Here is a 15,074-nt window from a genome sequence, read left to right as displayed (position 1 = left end):
TGTTGTCCTTTGCTGCCGTTGAGCGGAACGGTCAGTCGAGGGCTTCGACGACCAGGCAGTTCGAGTCGGTCGGGCCGTCCCACCGGACGCCGACCTGCAGCAGATAGCTGCCCGGGTGGACCTCGTCGCCCACCCGGTAGTTCTTCGTGGGATCCAGGCCGGCGAGCGGCACTCGCCGCGGCCGGGTCGGCAAGGTGCCTCGCACGCTGCCGTCGCCGGTCTCCCACAGAAACACAACGGACCGGGTGGCGCCGACGTACTGCACGCCGACGGACAGTCCGTAGACCTTGCTGTCGGCAACCAGCTCGCGGATGCCCTTGTATTGCTCGATGTACTGCGCCGCGGTGGCCAGTTGCTCGCCGTTCCATCGCGACAGGTCGGCGCCGATCCCGAGTACGCCGGCCATGGCGACACGGAACCGGAAGTCGAGGGATCGTTCGCGTCCGTCATGGGTGCCGACGGCATCGGTCACCCACGAGCTCATCAGGTGCGGCGCGAAACCGGTGCGGAAGCCTTGCTGGATCCTGAGCCGATCCAGCGGGGCCGTGTTGTCACTCGGCCAGAGCGTGTCGACGCGCGCGGCCATCCCGAGGTCGACGCGGGCGCCGCCGCCCGCGCATCCCTCGACGTACACCTCGGGGTGTTCGACGCGAAGGCGGTCGAGGATCGCATAGAGGTTGGTGACGACGCGACCGTCGAGGTCTCGCCGCTGGTCGCCGGAGTCGAGCCGGGGGCGGTTGGCGTCCCACTTCAGATACTTGATCTGGTACGTCGACAGCAGGCGGTCGAGCGTGGTCCAGATGAAGTCGGCGACGTCGTCGCGACTCAGATCGAGGAGGAGCTGGTTGCGGATCAGGACCGGGTCGCGGCCGGGAGTGCGGAGGATCCATTCGGGGTGTTTCGCCGCGAGCTCGGACTTCGGGCTGACCGATTCGGGTTCGACCCACAGACCGAAGTCGAGGCCGATGTCGTTCAGGCCGGCGATGAATCCGTCGAGGCCGTTCGGGAACTTGGCCGGGTCGACCTCCCAGTCGCCGAGGCCGCCGGTGTCGTCGGAACGTCCGACGAACCAGCCGTCGTCGACCACGAACGTCTCGACGCCGATGCTCTTGGCGCGTCGGGCGAGCTCGAGCTGGTGGTCGGCGCGGATGTCGAACTCGGTCGCGAACCAGGAGTTGTACAGCACCTTCGGCGTGCGCTTCCTCGACAGCGACCGCTCGTACGCATGGAAAACGCGAGCGAGTCCGTCGGCACCTTCCGCACTACACGCCCCGACGGCCTTCGGCGAAACCCACGTCTCCCCCGGCCTCAGTGTGATCCCGAGGCTCGATGACACTCGTCCGGCCTGGATCCGCAGCTGCCCGGTGGTGTCTACGTCGGCGCTCATCTCCCACGACCCACTCCACGCGAGCTGGACGCCGTACGCCGTACCTCCGTCCTCGACGGACAGGAACGGTGAGTAGGAGTGCCCGGTGATCCCCTGCGCACTGCCGATCGTGAACCGGCCGCGCTCGAGCGTGACCTCGGCCTGCTGGAACTCGCTGTTCCACTCACCCCACAAGTACTTCACCGTCGCGCCGCCGGTCGTAGGCACGGTGAAACCCGCCGAATCGTGCCGATGCAACCGCAGCTCGTCGTTGCCGTCGTTGTGCACGGCAACCCACCGCTCCACCGCGTCCGCGACCACTTTGTAGTGCAGCACCACGCGCACCGCTCGCAGCTCATCGCGGAACGTGAGCTCCAACTGCTCCCCCGCCGCGGGGTGGAGGGGGTCGCCAGTCGTTGCACCCGAGAAGACCAGGCGGAGTTCGTCGGAACCGTCCGGGCCGGAGATCACCAGATCCACCGGGGATGCGTAGCGCACACCTCGGACGGCGTACTCCAGAGGTTCTATGTCGGCTCGTGGAAGGAAGTGCTCGGTGCCTACCGGGGCTACGACCGACGGGCCTTCGGTGACCGCGTGGGGGCCCCAGGCAATCAACTGGGCCCACTGGTTGTGGTCGGGGACGCCGACGACGTACGACGTGGTTGCGCCGCGCAACGTCCACGTCTTCACTTGACGGCTCCGATGGCGAGCCCGCCGACGAAGTGCTTCTGGAACCGGAGGAAGACCGCGACCGTGGGAACCGCGGCGATCACGGTGCCGGCGGCGATCACGTTCCAGGACGAGACGAACAAGCCTTGGAGCCCGAGCAACGCCGGAGTGACCGGCATCTTCTCGCCGGACCGGATGACGGTGATCGACCACAACAGGTCGTTGAAGATCCAGGTGAACGACAGAGCGCCAAGTGCAGCCAGCGCGGGCCGGGTCAGTGGCAGGATCACGCTCGAGTAGATCTTGCCCGGCCCGGCACCGTCGATCGTCGCCGCCTCCTGGATCTCCCGCGGCAGATCCCGCATGAACCCGTGCAGCACGAACGTGTAGAACCCGAGCCCGAACCCGACATGAACGGCGATCAGCGCGATCAGCGTGTCGTAGTACCCGATCAGTTCGACGAACCGCGAGATCGGGATCAGCAGGATCTGCGGCGGCAGCAGGTTGCCCATCAACATGAGCAACAGGATCGTCCGCCGGAACGGGATGTTGTACCGCGCCAGCCCGTACGCCGCGATCGACGCCAGCCCAAGACTCAGGAGCACCGCCGGAATCGTCACCAGCAGGCTGTTGATCAAGGCCCGGAACTCGTCCGCGTCCTCCCACGCCGACTTGTACGTCGAAAACGTGAACGAATGCGGCAACGACCCCAGCCCGTTCGCCGCTACATCGTCGAAGCTGCGGAACGAGATCACAATCACCCAGAGAATCGGCGCAACCCACAGAATGGAAACAAGCCCCATCGCCACGTGGTAGCCCGACGTCTTCAGGCGGTTCATGCTTCCTCCCGGAAGGCACGGATCAGGTAGCCGAGGATCACGGCCAGGGCGAGCAGGAAGATCACCACGGCCAGCGCGGAGGCATAGCCGAGTTGGGTGGACTGGAAGGCGGTCGAGTACATGTAGGTGCTGAGCAGCTCGGACGAGTGGTACGGGCCGCCCTTCGTCATCGACCAGACGATGTCGAACGATCTCAGCGAGTCGATCACGATGACCGACAGCACGACCGAGTTCACACCCTTGAGCTGTGGGATCGTCACGAATCGGGTCCGCTGCCAGGCCGAGGCACCGTCCACCTTCGCCGCCTCGTACAGCGCGGGGTCGACGGCCTTCAGGCCGGCCAGGTACAGCACCATCACGTACCCGATCTGCCGCCACAGTGCTGGGACGATCACGGCGTACAGGGCGGTGTCCGGGTCAGCCAGCCACGGCCGGACGAAGTTGCCCAGGCCAACAGTCCGGAAGACGGTGTCGACCAAGCCATCGGGTTGGTAGAAGACCCGCCAGATCAGTGCGGTGACGACCAGTGAGAAGACCACCGGGGTGAACAGCGCGGCCCGGTAGATGCCGACGCCACGGCGTTCGCGCTGCAGCAGCAACGCCATCCCGAAGCCACCGATCACGCTGAGCCCACCGAACAGCACCAGCCAGATCGCAGTGTTCTTCAGCGCGGTTCGGAAGATCGGGTCCGACACCATGTCGCCGAAGTTGCCGAACCCGACGAACGACGGCGCCGACAACCCGTCCCAGTTCGTCAGCGCCAACCAGAACCCTTGCAGCGCGGGCCAGAACACCCACACCGCCTCGATCGCGAACGGCACCAGCACGAACGCGAGGATCAACGGCGACACCCGGCGCGGGCCAGAGCGCTTGGTACGGCGGGACGCGCCCCCGCCGGCCCGTGGTGCGGACCGGCCGGGAGCCGTCTCTGCCAGGGTGGAAGTCACGCTTTGAAGACCTTCTCGGCGGCGGTCTGCCAGGTCTTGAGGATCTGGTCGATCTGGTCCGGCTTGTCCAGGAACTTGGTCAGGGCGGCGTCGGCCGTCGGCTGGAGTGCGTCACTGGAGTCGCGGTTGAAGAACTGGGTCAGCTCCGCCGCGCCCTCGATCATCGCCTTGCCCTTCTTCACCAGCGGCGTGTCCGCGGACTTGCCGTCCGGGTTCGCGGGGATCGCCGTACCGGACGAGCTCTGCACGTAGATCTCCTGCGCCTCCGCGGTCGCGAGCCAGGTCATGAGCTTCTTCACGCCCTCGGGATCCTTCGCCTTCTTCGAGGCGAAGTACCCGTCCGTCGGCGCCTCTTCGGCCACCGGTACGGCGGGATCGATGATCGGGAACTGGAAGAAGTCGATGTCGTCCAGCGCGTCCTTCGGCGCGGAGTCCGCGAAGAAGGTGCCGATCAGGAACATCCCGGTCTTGCCGGCCAGCAGTGCCGACGTCGCCTCCTGGAACGGGAAGGACTTGCCCTTGGGATCGAAGTACGGCAGGACCTCGCGCCACTTGGTGAAGACCGCCTTCACCTTCGGGTCGGTGAAGTCGCCCTGGCCGGCCAGCAACCGGCGGTGGAACGGCGCGCCGTTGATCCGGATGTTCAGGTAGTCGAACCAGGCCGACGCGACCCACGGGGTGTCGCCGAGGCCGATGCCGATCGGCGGGATGCCCTTGCTCTGGATCGTCTTGCAGACCGCGATGAACTCGGCCCAGTTCGTCGGCGGCGTGACGCCCCACTTGGCGAAGTTCGACTTGCGGTAGAACATGCCCCACCAGTAGTAGCTGGTCGGCACGAAGATCTTCTGCCCGGCGCTGCTGGTGGACAGCGTCTGCATCGACTTCGGGTAGTTCGTCATGCTGTCCCACACGCTCGACACGTCGAGCAGCAGGTCCTTCTTCGCGTACGAGTCCGCGACCGACCCGGCGTACCAGGTGTAGACGTCCGGCGGGTTGGCCGAGGTCAGGTACGTCGGCAACTGGGTCCGGAAGATCTCCGCCGCGACCGTGTTCAGCTTGACCTGGGACCCACCAGTCTTGTTGGCTGCACCCATTTTGTTGTAGGTGGCAACGAGCTTCTCCATCGCGGCCTTGGCCTGCTCGCTGGAGAGGTTCGACTGCAGCGAAAGCTCACCAGTGGCCGCGCTGCCGCTGCCCGGACTGTTCGTCGAGGTCGCGCACCCGGGCACCAGGGCAGCTGCCCCGAGCAGTCCGAGTCCCTTGAGGAAAGTCCGTCGATCTGCTGCCAGACCCGTCATACCCAAACTCCTGAGATCTGCTCGACCAGCGTGCCAGTCGAGTGAGTGGTGTGTTGCGGACGATCTTGCGGCGGACGGTCGCAGGTGTCAATATTAATTCGTAAATTACGAGCAAATCGCTTGACCTGGCATCGCCGTCACGGTCAACTGGTGCCTCGTTCATCGTTGGAAAGCTCTGCCCGGCGTGCTTGGGTGGAGCTGGGCTGTGGAGGAGGCGCACGTGCGGCTGGGTGGGCGGGTGATCGTGGTGACCGGTGCCGCGTCCGGGATCGGTGCGGCCTGCGTGGAACGCTTCCTCGCCGAAGGCGCGTCCGTGGTCCAGGTCGACGTACAACCGTGCAAAGAGGTGCCCGGCCAGGCGATCGCCGTGATCGGTGATGTCTCGTCGCCGGACACGTGGGCCGAGGCCCGGTCCCGCGGCCGCGACGAGCTCGGTCCGATCGACGGCCTCGTCAGCAACGCCGTCTTCGTCGACGTGAAGCCCGCCCACGAACTGTCGCCGCCGTCCTGGCAACGGCAACTCGATGTGAACCTGACAGCAGCGTTCCTCGGCTTCCGAACCTTGTACGACGACCTCGCGGCCGGCCGCGGATCCGTCGTACTGATGTCTTCGGTGCACGCACTCGCCGGCCTCCCCGGCCATCCCGCGTACGCGGCGACGAAGGGTGCCCTGGTCGCACTCGGACGGCAGCTCGCGGTCGAGTACGGCGGTTCGATCCGGGTGAACACCGTGCTTCCGGGCCCGGTCGAGACAGCGATGTGGGACCGTGTCGACGCCGAGAGCCGCGAACGCAGCGCGAAGGCGACGGCGGTCGGCCGGCTCGGGCAACCGGACGAAGTAGCTCAGGCAGTCGCGTTCCTGCTGTCGTCGGAGGCGTCGTACGTGACTGCCACCACGCTGGTGGTCGACGGCGGCTGGTCCGCGGTGAAGGACTCGGCGTGAGGGAGAACGGTGTGACGGGGATTCAGCGCGGCGTGACGCGGGGACTGCACGGCCAGATCGTCGAGGTGATGGCGCAGCGCATCCTGTCCGGGCAGATCCCGGAGGGCTCGACCATCAACGTGCCGGACCTACAGGCCGACCTCGGTGTCAGCCTGACCGCGGTCCGCGAAGCGCTGAAGGTGCTGACCGCCAAGGGTCTCGTCGACGCGCGGCAGAAGCGCGGCACGTTCGTCCGGCCGCGGTCGGACTGGAACCTGCTCGACGCGGACATGATCCGCTGGCACTTCGACGACGACGTACGGCCCGAACTGCTCGAAGAACTGCACGAGGTTCGCGGCATCGTGGAACCGGCCGCCGCCCGGCTGGCCGCGCTGCGGGCCGACGACTCACACCTGATCGCCCTGGACGCCGCGCTCGAGGAGATGGCGTCGGCCACCGACGACCTCGCGGCGGCGATCGCCGACCTCGCGTTCCACCGGGCGCTGCTGGCGGCTACGGGGAACGAACTGCTGACCAAGATGGAAGTGATCATGGAGACCGGCCTGGCTGACCGCGACCGGTTGGTGCACAAGGTGAAACCGTCCGACGATCCATTGCCGAGCCACCGCCGCGTGGTCGACGCCGTCCGTGCGCACGACCCGGTCGCCGCCGAGCAGGCGATGCGCGAACTGCTGGCGAAGGCGGCCGAGGACCTCACCGAGGTCCGCGGATCCTCCCCGCGTGGGTCGAAGCCGCGTGGGCGGCGCGCGTGAAGATCGAGAGGATCGAGACGTTCCTGGTCCCCCCGCGCTGGCTGTTCTGCCGGATCGAGACGAGCGACGGCGTGGTCGGCTGGGGCGAACCCGTGGTCGAGGGACGCGCCGAGGTCGTCCGGACCGCGATCGAGACACTGTCGGAGTACCTGATCGGCCAGGACCCGCTGCAGATCGAGCGGCATTGGCAGGTGCTGACCAAGGGCGGCTTCTACCGCGGCGGTCCGGTGCTGAGCAGCGCGGTTGCCGGCATCGACCACGCCCTGTGGGACATCGCCGGCAAGGTGTACGGCGCTCCGGTCGCATCGCTGCTCGGTGGACGGGTGCGCGATCGGGTCCGGGTGTACGCCTGGGTCGGTGGCGATGAGCCGTCCGCGATCGCCGATCAGATCGGCGAGCAGGTCGCGGCCGGCATGACCGCGGTGAAGATGAACGGCAGTGGACAGATCCAGCCGTCGCCGTCGGTTGCCGAGATCAACGGCATTGTCACTCGACTGACCGCTGCCCGGGAGGCCCTGGGCGACTCGCGCGATGTCGCGATCGACCTGCACGGCCGGGTCGGGGTGGCCGGGGCCCGGCGGATCCTGCACGCGGTCGAGGGACTGCAGCCGATGTTCGTCGAGGAGCCGGTGCTGCCGGAGCACATGGTGCATCTGGCGGAGGTCGTCGGCAGCTCGACGGTCCCGGTGGCGTTGGGCGAGCGGCTGTATCACCGGTCCGAATTCGTCGCGCCGTTGAACGCTGGGATCGCGGTCGTGCAGCCGGACGTCTCCCACGCGGGTGGGATCTCCGAACTGCGCCGGATCGCGGTGCTGGCCGACGCGCATGGCGCCCTGTTGGCGCCGCATTGTCCGCTCGGGCCGATCTCGCTTGCGGCGAGTCTGCAGGTGTCGTTCGCGACTCCGAACTTCCTGATCCAGGAGCAGAGCCGGGGCATCCATTACAACGTTGCTAGCGACCTCACCTCGTACGTCACGGACCCGACTCCGTTCACGTGGGTCAACGGTCATGCGGAGTGGAATCCCTTGCCTGGCTTGGGAATCACGGTCGACGAAGCCGCCGTCCGCGCCGCTGACCAGACTGGTCACGCCTGGCGTAACCCCGTCTGGACCCACCCAGACGGCTCCTTCGCCGAATGGTGAGCGAGCACACCGACTCCGTCGGTGCGGTGTCGGTCGACGGCGCCGACGGCGGCCGTTGGACGTCGCTCCGGCTCGCCGGGCGCGAGTGGCTCTGGTCCGGCCCCGGCCTCCTGACCGGTCCCCGGACAGGACACCAGGCCTTCACCGACGCCGGCGGGCTGGACGAGTGCTTCCCCACCGTCCGTGGAAACCCTGACCACGGCGGCCTGTGGAACCAGCCCTGGGAAACCTCCGTCACCTACGCCGGCACCATCCTGACTCGAACGTTCACGGGTGACGCGGAGACTGTTGCCGTCGGCTACAGGTTGCAAGCCCCACCTGGCTTCCGCTTCATCTGGGCGGCTCACGCCCTTCTCGACTGCGCTGTCGGCGCCACCATCTCAGCGCCGCCCGGCTCCGACTGTCGCCTGTACCCGGAAGCAGCCGGGCTGCTGCCAACCCCTTGGCCGGCCAACGCGCCGTGGATCACCGCAACCTGGCCGCGGCCAGGCGGGATCGACCTCGGCACCTACGGACCATCCGACTCAACGGCTGTCGGGGCCATCCTTGTCGACTGTCCGACCGTGAGCATCAGGGACCGGGGCGCCGAGCTCACCTGGACATTGAGTTGCCCGGGGCAACCGGTCTCGACCGCGTTGTGGCGCAACCTGGGCGGCTTCCCGGACGAAGCGCCGTACCGGAGTCTGGGGGTGGAGCCGATGCTGGGTCGCGTCTTCGACCTGGGCGAGGCTGGACCGGACGACGCTGCCGTCGTCCCCGCGAGCGGTGCGCTGGCCTGGCGGTTGACCGCCTCCGCCAGGCCGGTCTGATGTCACCCGAGCGGCAGATCGAGTACGGCGTTCGGAACCGTGGTGCTGTTGGTTGTGCGGATGCTGTTGAGCTCGGTCGTGGTGAGGGCTCGCTTGTAGATACGAACCTCGTCCAGCGAGCCGTCGAAGTGATGCGCGCCGTCGAGCCGCTGGCCGACGTACATCTTGAACGGCCGACCCGGACTGACCGACCCGGTGGGCGCAGCGACGGACGCGACCTGGGTTCCATCGACCCAGATGGACAGCGTGCCGGCCTTGCGTTGCAGGGCGACGTGGTGCCACGTGTTGTCGTTGTAGGACTTGGTCGTCGCGACCGACGCGGTCCGGCCGCCGGTGGTGATCAAACCACGGATCCGGTTGTCCCCCGGCTCGGCGCGCAACCAGAACTGGGAGAACTCGTTGATCCCGTAGCCCCAGAAGATCGCCTGGTTCGCCGTACTGGCGCCGTACCTGATCCACGCCATCGCGGTGAAGTCGCCGGCGCCGACCGCGAGCGATTCGGCGAACGGGAGCTGGATGGCGTCGTCGACGCCGTCGAGGTCACGGGCCTGGCCGAACTTGCCGGCGACCGAGATGGTGCCGCCGCGCAGGTAGCTGTTGTTGCCGAGACCCGAGACGTCCGGGGTGGTCGTGCCGAGCGGCGCGTCCGGGTTACCGATGTCGTTCTCGGTGAAGCGTGCGAAGCGGATCTGATCACGCGCGTCGACCGTACCGCCCTCGTACAGCAGGCCGATCTCGCCGGTGTCGAGGATCGCCAGGTCGGAGTACCCGGACCAGTCGCTGGTGATCCTGGTGCCGTCGGCAACGGACTGCCAGGTCTTCCCTTCGTCGAAGCTGGACCGGATCGTCATGTACCGGCGGCGCTCCGGATCAGCCGGTGCGGCGAACAGGATCCGGTTGTACTTGTCACCGCGATCGACCGCCCGCAACCGTTGCAGCGAGCCCTGCACGGTCGGCGTGGTCAGCCCGGTGATCGTCGCGTACGGCGCCGCGTAGGTCTGGCCACCGTCGTTGCTCACCGCGAACATTCGGCTGGCTCCCGCACTGCCGGCATTGTTCCGGGCACCGGCATAGATGCCGCCGTCGACCTTCTCGACGACGCTGATCTCCTGCGGCGTCGCGTCGGAGCGCAGGTCGGTCGCGCCCTTGTGCCAGGTGTCGCCGTGGTCGTCGCTGTAGACCAACTGGCCAGCGTTCTTGCCGGCTCCGTTGTCGTAGTTCGTACCGGCAACCAGACGTCCGGCGTGCGCACCGCGGGTCAACTGGATCCCGTGCACCGGCCCGGTGGCGTACCAGCCCCAGGCCGGATCGTCGATTTGATCACCGATATTTCTGGCCTTGCTCCACGTCCTCCCGTCGTCGTCACTGAACTGCACGTACGGCGTCCGCGGGCGCGTCGTCGTACCGGGGTCCATCGTGGTGAGCAGGACGATGCGGCCGGTCTCGTAGTCGACGATCGGCGCCGGGTTGCCCCGGGTGGCGACCGCGTTCGGGTCGGAGTCGGTGCCGGCCAGTACGGTCTGGGCCGCCGACCAGGTGCGGCCGTCGTCCTCGGACCGGCGCAGGACCAGGTCGATCTCCTGGGAGTCGGCACAGTAGGTCCGGCGGGCCTCGGCGAACGCGAGCAGTGTGCCCGCCTTGGTCTTCACGATCGCGGGGATGCGGTAGCAGCCGTAGCCGGCGTCGCCTTTGTCGAAGAGCACGGTCTGGGTGATGGCCGCCTGCGCGGGCGCGGCGGGTACGGTCAACCCGGCGGCGGCGAAGCCGATCGCCGCGGCGGAACTGATCAGGGCTCGGAGTCTGGGCATGGGCGGATGCCTCCACATGAGCTGAAACAGGACGTTGCTTGTCACTTCACGATGCGGTGTTCCGAGGATATAGGACGTCCTATGTCCAGAGCGATCCCCTAGCGTGGACTTTCGAGGAGGACTCATGGATCTGCTGACCGAACTCCGGCACCGCAAGGTGCTGGCCATCATCCGCGCCGACGGGCCGGATCGCGCCCTGGACTGCGTCCGCACGCTGGTCGACGCCGGGATCACCGCTCTGGAGGTCTCCCTGACCACCCCGGGCGGCGTCGACGCGATCGCGAAGGCGCGCTCGGAGTACGACCCGAACATCCTCATCGGGGCCGGCACCGTTGTCACGGCCGCTCAGGCCGACGAGGTCGCAGCCGCCGGGGCGGGCTTCGTCGTCACCCCCGCGATCACCCGCGGCGCTCATCGGAGCGTGGACCTCGGTCTGCCCCTCCTGTGCGGAGCTCTCACCCCGACCGAGGTTGTCGCCGCGCTGGATCTCGGCGCCACCGCGGTCAAGATCTTCCCCGCCAAGGTCTACGGGCCTTCGTACTTCCGCGAGCTCCGAGCACCGTTGCCCGAGGCTCCACTCCTCGCCGTCGGCGGGGTCGATGCGCAGACCGCACCGGAGTACCTGGCTGCCGGCGCGCTTGCTGTCGGTGTCGGCTCGCCGCTGCTGGGGGACGCGGGCACCGGCGGATCCCTCTCCGCTCTCGCCGACCGCGCCGCCGGGTTCCGCGCCACCCTCGGCGTTTGACCTTCCGCACCGCCCTCGACGTCTGAACCACTTCGGAGTTGTGAGATGACCGACCTCCTGACGATCGGCGAGACCATGGTCTCGTTGCGGACCGCTCGCCCGATGCGGCTGGGTGGCGACGCGCACCTGTCGATTGCCGGCTCGGAAAGCAATGTGGCGATCGGAGTGTCCCGGCTCGGGCACCAGGCTGCCTGGGTAGGTGCTGTGGGCAACGATGAACCAGGGCGGCTGATCTTGCGCACGCTCCGGGCCGAAGGTGTCGACACGCGTCGGGTGCGATTCTCGCACGAGTCGTTCACCGGGTTCATCGCCTTCGATCAGCCGTCGCACGACATCACCCGGGTCAGCTACCACCGTCGCGGCTCGGCTGGTTCGACGGTCACTGCCGACGAGTGCATCGCCGCTCTCGAGGCGACCCGACCGCGCCTGCTCCACGTCACCGGCATCACCCCGGCGCTGTCCGCGACCACTCGCGCCGCGACGCTGGCCGTCGTACGGAACGCATTCGCCGCAGGCGTGCAGGTCTCACTCGACGTCAACTACCGCGCGCGGCTCTGGTCCCGCTCGGACGCGGCGACCGCACTCCGCGAGCTTCTCCCCCATGTCCACACTGTCTTCTCCTCGGACGACGAACTCGACATCCTGACCGATGCACCCGATGCGGTCGCCGACCTCCTCGGTTCGAGCAGCGTCGACCAGGTGATCGTGACGGCCGGCGGCAAGGGCGCCTGGGCTCACACCGCCTCCGGCACCATCCACCGCCCAGCACTCCCGGTCACCGTCGTCGACAGCATCGGCGCCGGCGACGCCTTCGTCTCCGGCTACCTCTCCGCCACCCTCGACGACCTCTCCCCCGACTCTCGCCTCGACCGAGCCACCACCTCCGGCGCCTTCTGCGTCACCGCCACCGGCGACTGGGAGTCCCTCCCCACCCGCCCCGACCTGACCCTCCTCACCCATACCCAAGGCACCGCGCTCCGCTGACCAAGAGCCGGCGCCGTACCGACGAACGGGTAGTGGTCGGGTTCAGCACCGGTGGCTGCACCGTGGGACTGGGTTTCTGAGGCACCTCTACCCGTTCGTCGGTACGGAGAGCTGTGGGCAACGCGGCGGGTGTGGGACGCTCGAAGTGGTGGGAGGGGGAGCTGTGGACGACGCGGCCGAGAGGTATGGGACGAACAGTGAGTTGTACGCCGACACGTCGTTGACCGAAGGCGCCGACTACGGTCGACGGTACCGGCGGCACGAGTGGTTCGACGACGACCTGGCCGGGCGGGTCGAGGTCCAGCGGACGACGATCCTGGCGCCGCATGGTGGAGGGATCGAGGCCGGTACGTCGGAGCTGTGCCTGGGGATCGCCGGCTACCACCCGGCCGACCTCGAACCGACACCGACGGACGGGCCGGTCCACGACTACTGGATGTTCGAGGGTCTGCGCTCGACCGGCAACGCCGACCTGCACGTCACCTCGACCGGCTGTGATGACCACGTTGCGTTGTCCTTGACCGGCGGTTCGCTGAACGCCGTTGGTCTGCACGGATGCACGACGGCTCAAGCCGAACTGCCCGACGACACCAAGGCAGTTCTCGTCGGCGGTCGCAGTGCTGCCTTCAAGTCAGCTCTCCTCGAGCGCCTGATCGAGAGCGGAGTCCTGGCGATCGACGCCGCCGCCGTCCCGGCCCTCAACGGCGACGAGCCGACCAACATCGCCAACCGCACACTGCTCGGCGCCGGTGCTCAGCTCGAACTGACCACTCCGCTGCGCCGGGCCATGTTCCGCATCAACACCCGCGAAGACCGTAAGAACACCACCCGGCGGCTCTTCTGGACTTTCACCACAGCCGTCCGCACGGCCATCGCGGACCTCGAATCCATCCAGCCCATCCCCTGACCTTGTGCACCTCACCGCTCGTCGACGAGTTCGCCGTTCAGGGCGGAGGACGTGGAGGCCAGGGCCCAAGCCGCGGCGGCTTCCGGTGACTGGGCCATCGGAAAGGCGGCGGCCATGGCCTGCATCGAGGTCCATTGCCACGTGTCGGAGTAGGTGCCGTCTTCGAGGTGGACGAGGCGGGTCGCGACCAGTCCGGGGTGGGCAGCGTGGATCGTGTCGATCACCGTGGCGCGGGCCTTCAGGAACTCGGCGACGTTCTCCGGATCGACGCTGTAATTGTGCACTCGTACGACGGCCTGCTCAGTGGCTGACATCAGTCTCTCCTTCTTGGGGTACGTCGTTCTGACGTTCCCCGGCAAAGGAATGTGACTGCTCTTCGACCGGGAAGAGGATCGGGCTGAGCAGGTAGCGGGCGCGGCCCGGCTCGGCCTCGTTGGACAGCACCGGGAGGATCGCCGCACGCATGCCGTCGATCAACTGCACCAGTTCCTCGCGGCTCAGCCACACCGCATGCTGCCGATAACCGACCAAGTCCGAGATCGGATCGGCGCCTTGACGATCGAGATAGGCGTTGAACTCGGCCACCAAGGCAGCCACCGCCACCCCGAACCCCTGGCGATGATCGTCGACCGTCACCTGCTCGGCCAGCTCCGGCGTGATCGATGCACGGTCGAGGCGAAGCCGATACCGCCGCTCGACCGCGCCACGCACCCGCCGCTCCTCGGCGACCTCGAGAATCCCGCCGCCGGCCAGCAGGTCGACGTGGCGGTACAGCGTCGCCTTCGAGATGTCTGGGACGCGCTCGCCGAGCTCCGCCGTGGTCAGCATCCGGCCGCCGCGCAGTGCGTGCACGATGCGCAACCGGACGGGGTGACCGAGCAGTTCCAGCGGACCCATCCCGCAACGATCTCATGTCATGCTACCTTTCTCAAAGACTGAGAAAGGTGAGCAGATGACCGAGTGGACCACCCCGCCGTACGCCGACCCGACGCGCTTCGAGGAGCACGACGTCACCCTCGGGAGCGGCGACCGCACCGTCCCGGGGACGCTGTCGCTCCCACGGATCACGAGCAGGGTCGGCGTCGTCCTGCTGTCCGGAAGCGGCCCGTTCGACCGCGACGAGAGCAGCGGACCGAACAAGCCGCTCAAGGATCTCGCTTGGGGACTCGCCAGCGCCGGTGTCGCCGTACTGCGCTTCGACAAGATCACCCACACTCGCCCGGACGTAATGAACGAACCGGGCTTCACCCCGTACGACGAATACGTGCCGCACGCGATCGCCGCCGCGCAGGTGCTTCGTGAGCAGGTGGACGAGGTGTTCGTGGTCGGTCACAGCATGGGCGGGAAGGCCGCGCCGAGGATCGCGGCCGAGGACCCGTCGATCGCCGGTCTGGTGATCATGGCCGCCGACACTCAGCCCATGCACGAAGCCGCCGTACGGGTCATGAGCTACCTCGCGACAACGAACCCGGAGGCCATCCCGCCCGGCACCGTCGAGCTGTTCCAGCGCCAGGCGGCCGCCGTCGCCGGCCCGGACCTGTCAGCCGACACACCCGCGACGGACCTGCCGTTCGGGATGCCCGGCGCCTACTGGCTCGACCTCCGCGACTACGACCCCGTCGTCACCGCAGCGAAACTCGACGTACCCATCCTCGTTGTCCAAGGCGGCCGCGACTACCAGGTCACCGTTGCCGACGACCTCCCGGGCTGGCGAGAAGGACTCTCCGACGCCACCATCAAGGTCATCGACGCCGACAACCACCTGTTCTTCTCCGGCACCGGACCCTCCACGCTGAACGACTACGCGATCGCGCAGCACGTGGACCCGGCGGCCCTTGCCGCCATCCTCGACTGGTTGCCCTGAG

Annotated in this window: 15 protein-coding genes; 8 read left to right on the top strand and 7 right to left on the bottom strand. The window is 67.7% G+C overall.

Annotation, left to right across the window (positions count from 1 at the left end):
- Positions 1-31: 31 nt before the first annotated feature.
- From OG817_RS03085 to OG817_RS03070, 4 genes are read right to left on the bottom strand one after another with little or no spacing between them, the layout of a single operon-like run.
- On the bottom strand, positions 32-2,056 hold the full coding sequence (locus OG817_RS03085; protein WP_406051982.1) for an alpha-galactosidase: 2,025 nt from the start codon (positions 2,054-2,056) through the stop codon (positions 32-34).
- Positions 2,053-2,874, bottom strand: coding sequence for a carbohydrate ABC transporter permease (locus OG817_RS03080; RefSeq protein WP_396396689.1), 822 nt, complete (start codon positions 2,872-2,874; stop codon positions 2,053-2,055). Before OG817_RS03080 ends, OG817_RS03085 begins: the two co-directional genes overlap by 4 nt.
- Positions 2,871-3,821, bottom strand: a complete 951-nt coding sequence (locus OG817_RS03075; RefSeq protein WP_406051980.1) for a carbohydrate ABC transporter permease — start codon at positions 3,819-3,821, stop codon at positions 2,871-2,873. Before OG817_RS03075 ends, OG817_RS03080 begins: the two co-directional genes overlap by 4 nt.
- Complete coding sequence (locus OG817_RS03070; RefSeq protein WP_406051978.1) at positions 3,818-5,119, bottom strand: ABC transporter substrate-binding protein; 1,302 nt, start codon at positions 5,117-5,119, stop codon at positions 3,818-3,820. Before OG817_RS03070 ends, OG817_RS03075 begins: the two co-directional genes overlap by 4 nt.
- Before the next feature lie 205 nt (positions 5,120-5,324).
- On the opposite strand from OG817_RS03070, the gene OG817_RS03065 reads away from it, so the two are divergent.
- Genes OG817_RS03065 through OG817_RS03050 form a run of 4 tightly spaced genes read left to right on the top strand, consistent with a single transcriptional unit; the run spans position 5,325 to position 8,765 of the window.
- Positions 5,325-6,062 (top strand): SDR family NAD(P)-dependent oxidoreductase, encoded by a 738-nt coding sequence (locus OG817_RS03065; RefSeq protein WP_406051977.1) that lies wholly within the window; start codon positions 5,325-5,327, stop codon positions 6,060-6,062.
- Between the two features lie 11 nt (positions 6,063-6,073).
- Entirely contained in the window at positions 6,074-6,814 is a 741-nt protein-coding gene (locus OG817_RS03060) for a FadR/GntR family transcriptional regulator (RefSeq protein WP_406051976.1), read from the top strand.
- Entirely contained in the window at positions 6,811-7,956 is a 1,146-nt protein-coding gene (gene dgoD / locus OG817_RS03055) for a galactonate dehydratase (protein WP_360457488.1), read from the top strand. Before OG817_RS03060 ends, dgoD begins: the two co-directional genes overlap by 4 nt.
- Positions 7,950-8,765, top strand: a complete 816-nt coding sequence (locus OG817_RS03050; protein ID WP_406051975.1) for a hypothetical protein — start codon at positions 7,950-7,952, stop codon at positions 8,763-8,765. The genes dgoD and OG817_RS03050 overlap by 7 nt, the downstream gene beginning before the upstream one ends.
- A gap of 2 nt (positions 8,766-8,767) precedes the next feature.
- Here the strand turns inward: OG817_RS03050 and OG817_RS03045 are convergent, their stop codons facing one another.
- Positions 8,768-10,573, bottom strand: coding sequence for an exo-alpha-sialidase (locus OG817_RS03045; RefSeq protein ID WP_406051974.1), 1,806 nt, complete (start codon positions 10,571-10,573; stop codon positions 8,768-8,770).
- A gap of 124 nt (positions 10,574-10,697) precedes the next feature.
- Between OG817_RS03045 and OG817_RS03040 the strand changes: the two genes are divergently transcribed.
- The 3 genes from OG817_RS03040 (at position 10,698) to OG817_RS03030 (ending at position 13,209) form a co-directional block, all read left to right on the top strand.
- Positions 10,698-11,318 (top strand): bifunctional 4-hydroxy-2-oxoglutarate aldolase/2-dehydro-3-deoxy-phosphogluconate aldolase, encoded by a 621-nt coding sequence (locus tag OG817_RS03040; RefSeq protein WP_396396703.1) that lies wholly within the window; start codon positions 10,698-10,700, stop codon positions 11,316-11,318.
- Positions 11,319-11,363: 45 nt separating this feature from the next.
- Positions 11,364-12,302, top strand: a complete 939-nt coding sequence (locus OG817_RS03035) for a sugar kinase (RefSeq protein WP_406051973.1) — start codon at positions 11,364-11,366, stop codon at positions 12,300-12,302.
- A 148-nt stretch (positions 12,303-12,450) separates the two neighbouring features.
- Positions 12,451-13,209, top strand: coding sequence for a poly-gamma-glutamate hydrolase family protein (locus OG817_RS03030; RefSeq protein WP_406051971.1), 759 nt, complete (start codon positions 12,451-12,453; stop codon positions 13,207-13,209).
- Positions 13,210-13,220: 11 nt separating this feature from the next.
- Here OG817_RS03030 and OG817_RS03025 read toward each other — a convergent pair whose 3' ends face one another.
- Both OG817_RS03025 and OG817_RS03020 read right to left on the bottom strand, forming a co-directional pair.
- Positions 13,221-13,523, bottom strand: coding sequence for a hypothetical protein (locus tag OG817_RS03025; protein ID WP_406051970.1), 303 nt, complete (start codon positions 13,521-13,523; stop codon positions 13,221-13,223).
- The gene (locus OG817_RS03020) at positions 13,510-14,106 is read right to left on the bottom strand and encodes a helix-turn-helix domain-containing protein (protein WP_406051969.1); all 597 of its coding nucleotides are present in this window, start codon (positions 14,104-14,106) and stop codon (positions 13,510-13,512) included. The genes OG817_RS03025 and OG817_RS03020 overlap by 14 nt, the downstream gene beginning before the upstream one ends.
- Positions 14,107-14,161: 55 nt before the next feature.
- On the opposite strand from OG817_RS03020, the gene OG817_RS03015 reads away from it, so the two are divergent.
- On the top strand, positions 14,162-15,073 hold the full coding sequence (locus OG817_RS03015) for an alpha/beta hydrolase (protein WP_406051967.1): 912 nt from the start codon (positions 14,162-14,164) through the stop codon (positions 15,071-15,073).
- The last annotated feature ends 1 nt before the right edge of the window (position 15,074 follow it).

It is taken from the genome of Kribbella sp. NBC_00889 (assembly GCF_045207705.1).
Classification (GTDB): domain Bacteria; phylum Actinomycetota; class Actinomycetes; order Propionibacteriales; family Kribbellaceae; genus Kribbella.
This window is presented reverse-complemented; position numbering and strand designations above follow the sequence as displayed.

Excerpts from the sequence above, each read along its gene's own strand:
- OG817_RS03080 (WP_396396689.1), bottom strand. The coding sequence starts at position 2,874 with ATGAACCGCCTGAAGACGTCGGGCTACCACGTGGCGATGGGGCTTGTT.
- OG817_RS03070 (WP_406051978.1), bottom strand. The coding sequence starts at position 5,119 with ATGACGGGTCTGGCAGCAGATCGACGGACTTTCCTCAAGGGACTCGGA.
- OG817_RS03050 (WP_406051975.1), top strand. The coding sequence starts at position 7,950 with ATGGTGAGCGAGCACACCGACTCCGTCGGTGCGGTGTCGGTCGACGGC.
- OG817_RS03045 (WP_406051974.1), bottom strand. The coding sequence starts at position 10,573 with ATGCCCAGACTCCGAGCCCTGATCAGTTCCGCCGCGGCGATCGGCTTC.
- OG817_RS03040 (WP_396396703.1), top strand. The coding sequence starts at position 10,698 with ATGGATCTGCTGACCGAACTCCGGCACCGCAAGGTGCTGGCCATCATC.
- OG817_RS03035 (WP_406051973.1), top strand. The coding sequence starts at position 11,364 with ATGACCGACCTCCTGACGATCGGCGAGACCATGGTCTCGTTGCGGACC.
- OG817_RS03025 (WP_406051970.1), bottom strand. The coding sequence starts at position 13,523 with ATGTCAGCCACTGAGCAGGCCGTCGTACGAGTGCACAATTACAGCGTC.
- OG817_RS03020 (WP_406051969.1), bottom strand. The coding sequence starts at position 14,106 with ATGGGTCCGCTGGAACTGCTCGGTCACCCCGTCCGGTTGCGCATCGTG.
- OG817_RS03015 (WP_406051967.1), top strand. The coding sequence starts at position 14,162 with ATGACCGAGTGGACCACCCCGCCGTACGCCGACCCGACGCGCTTCGAG.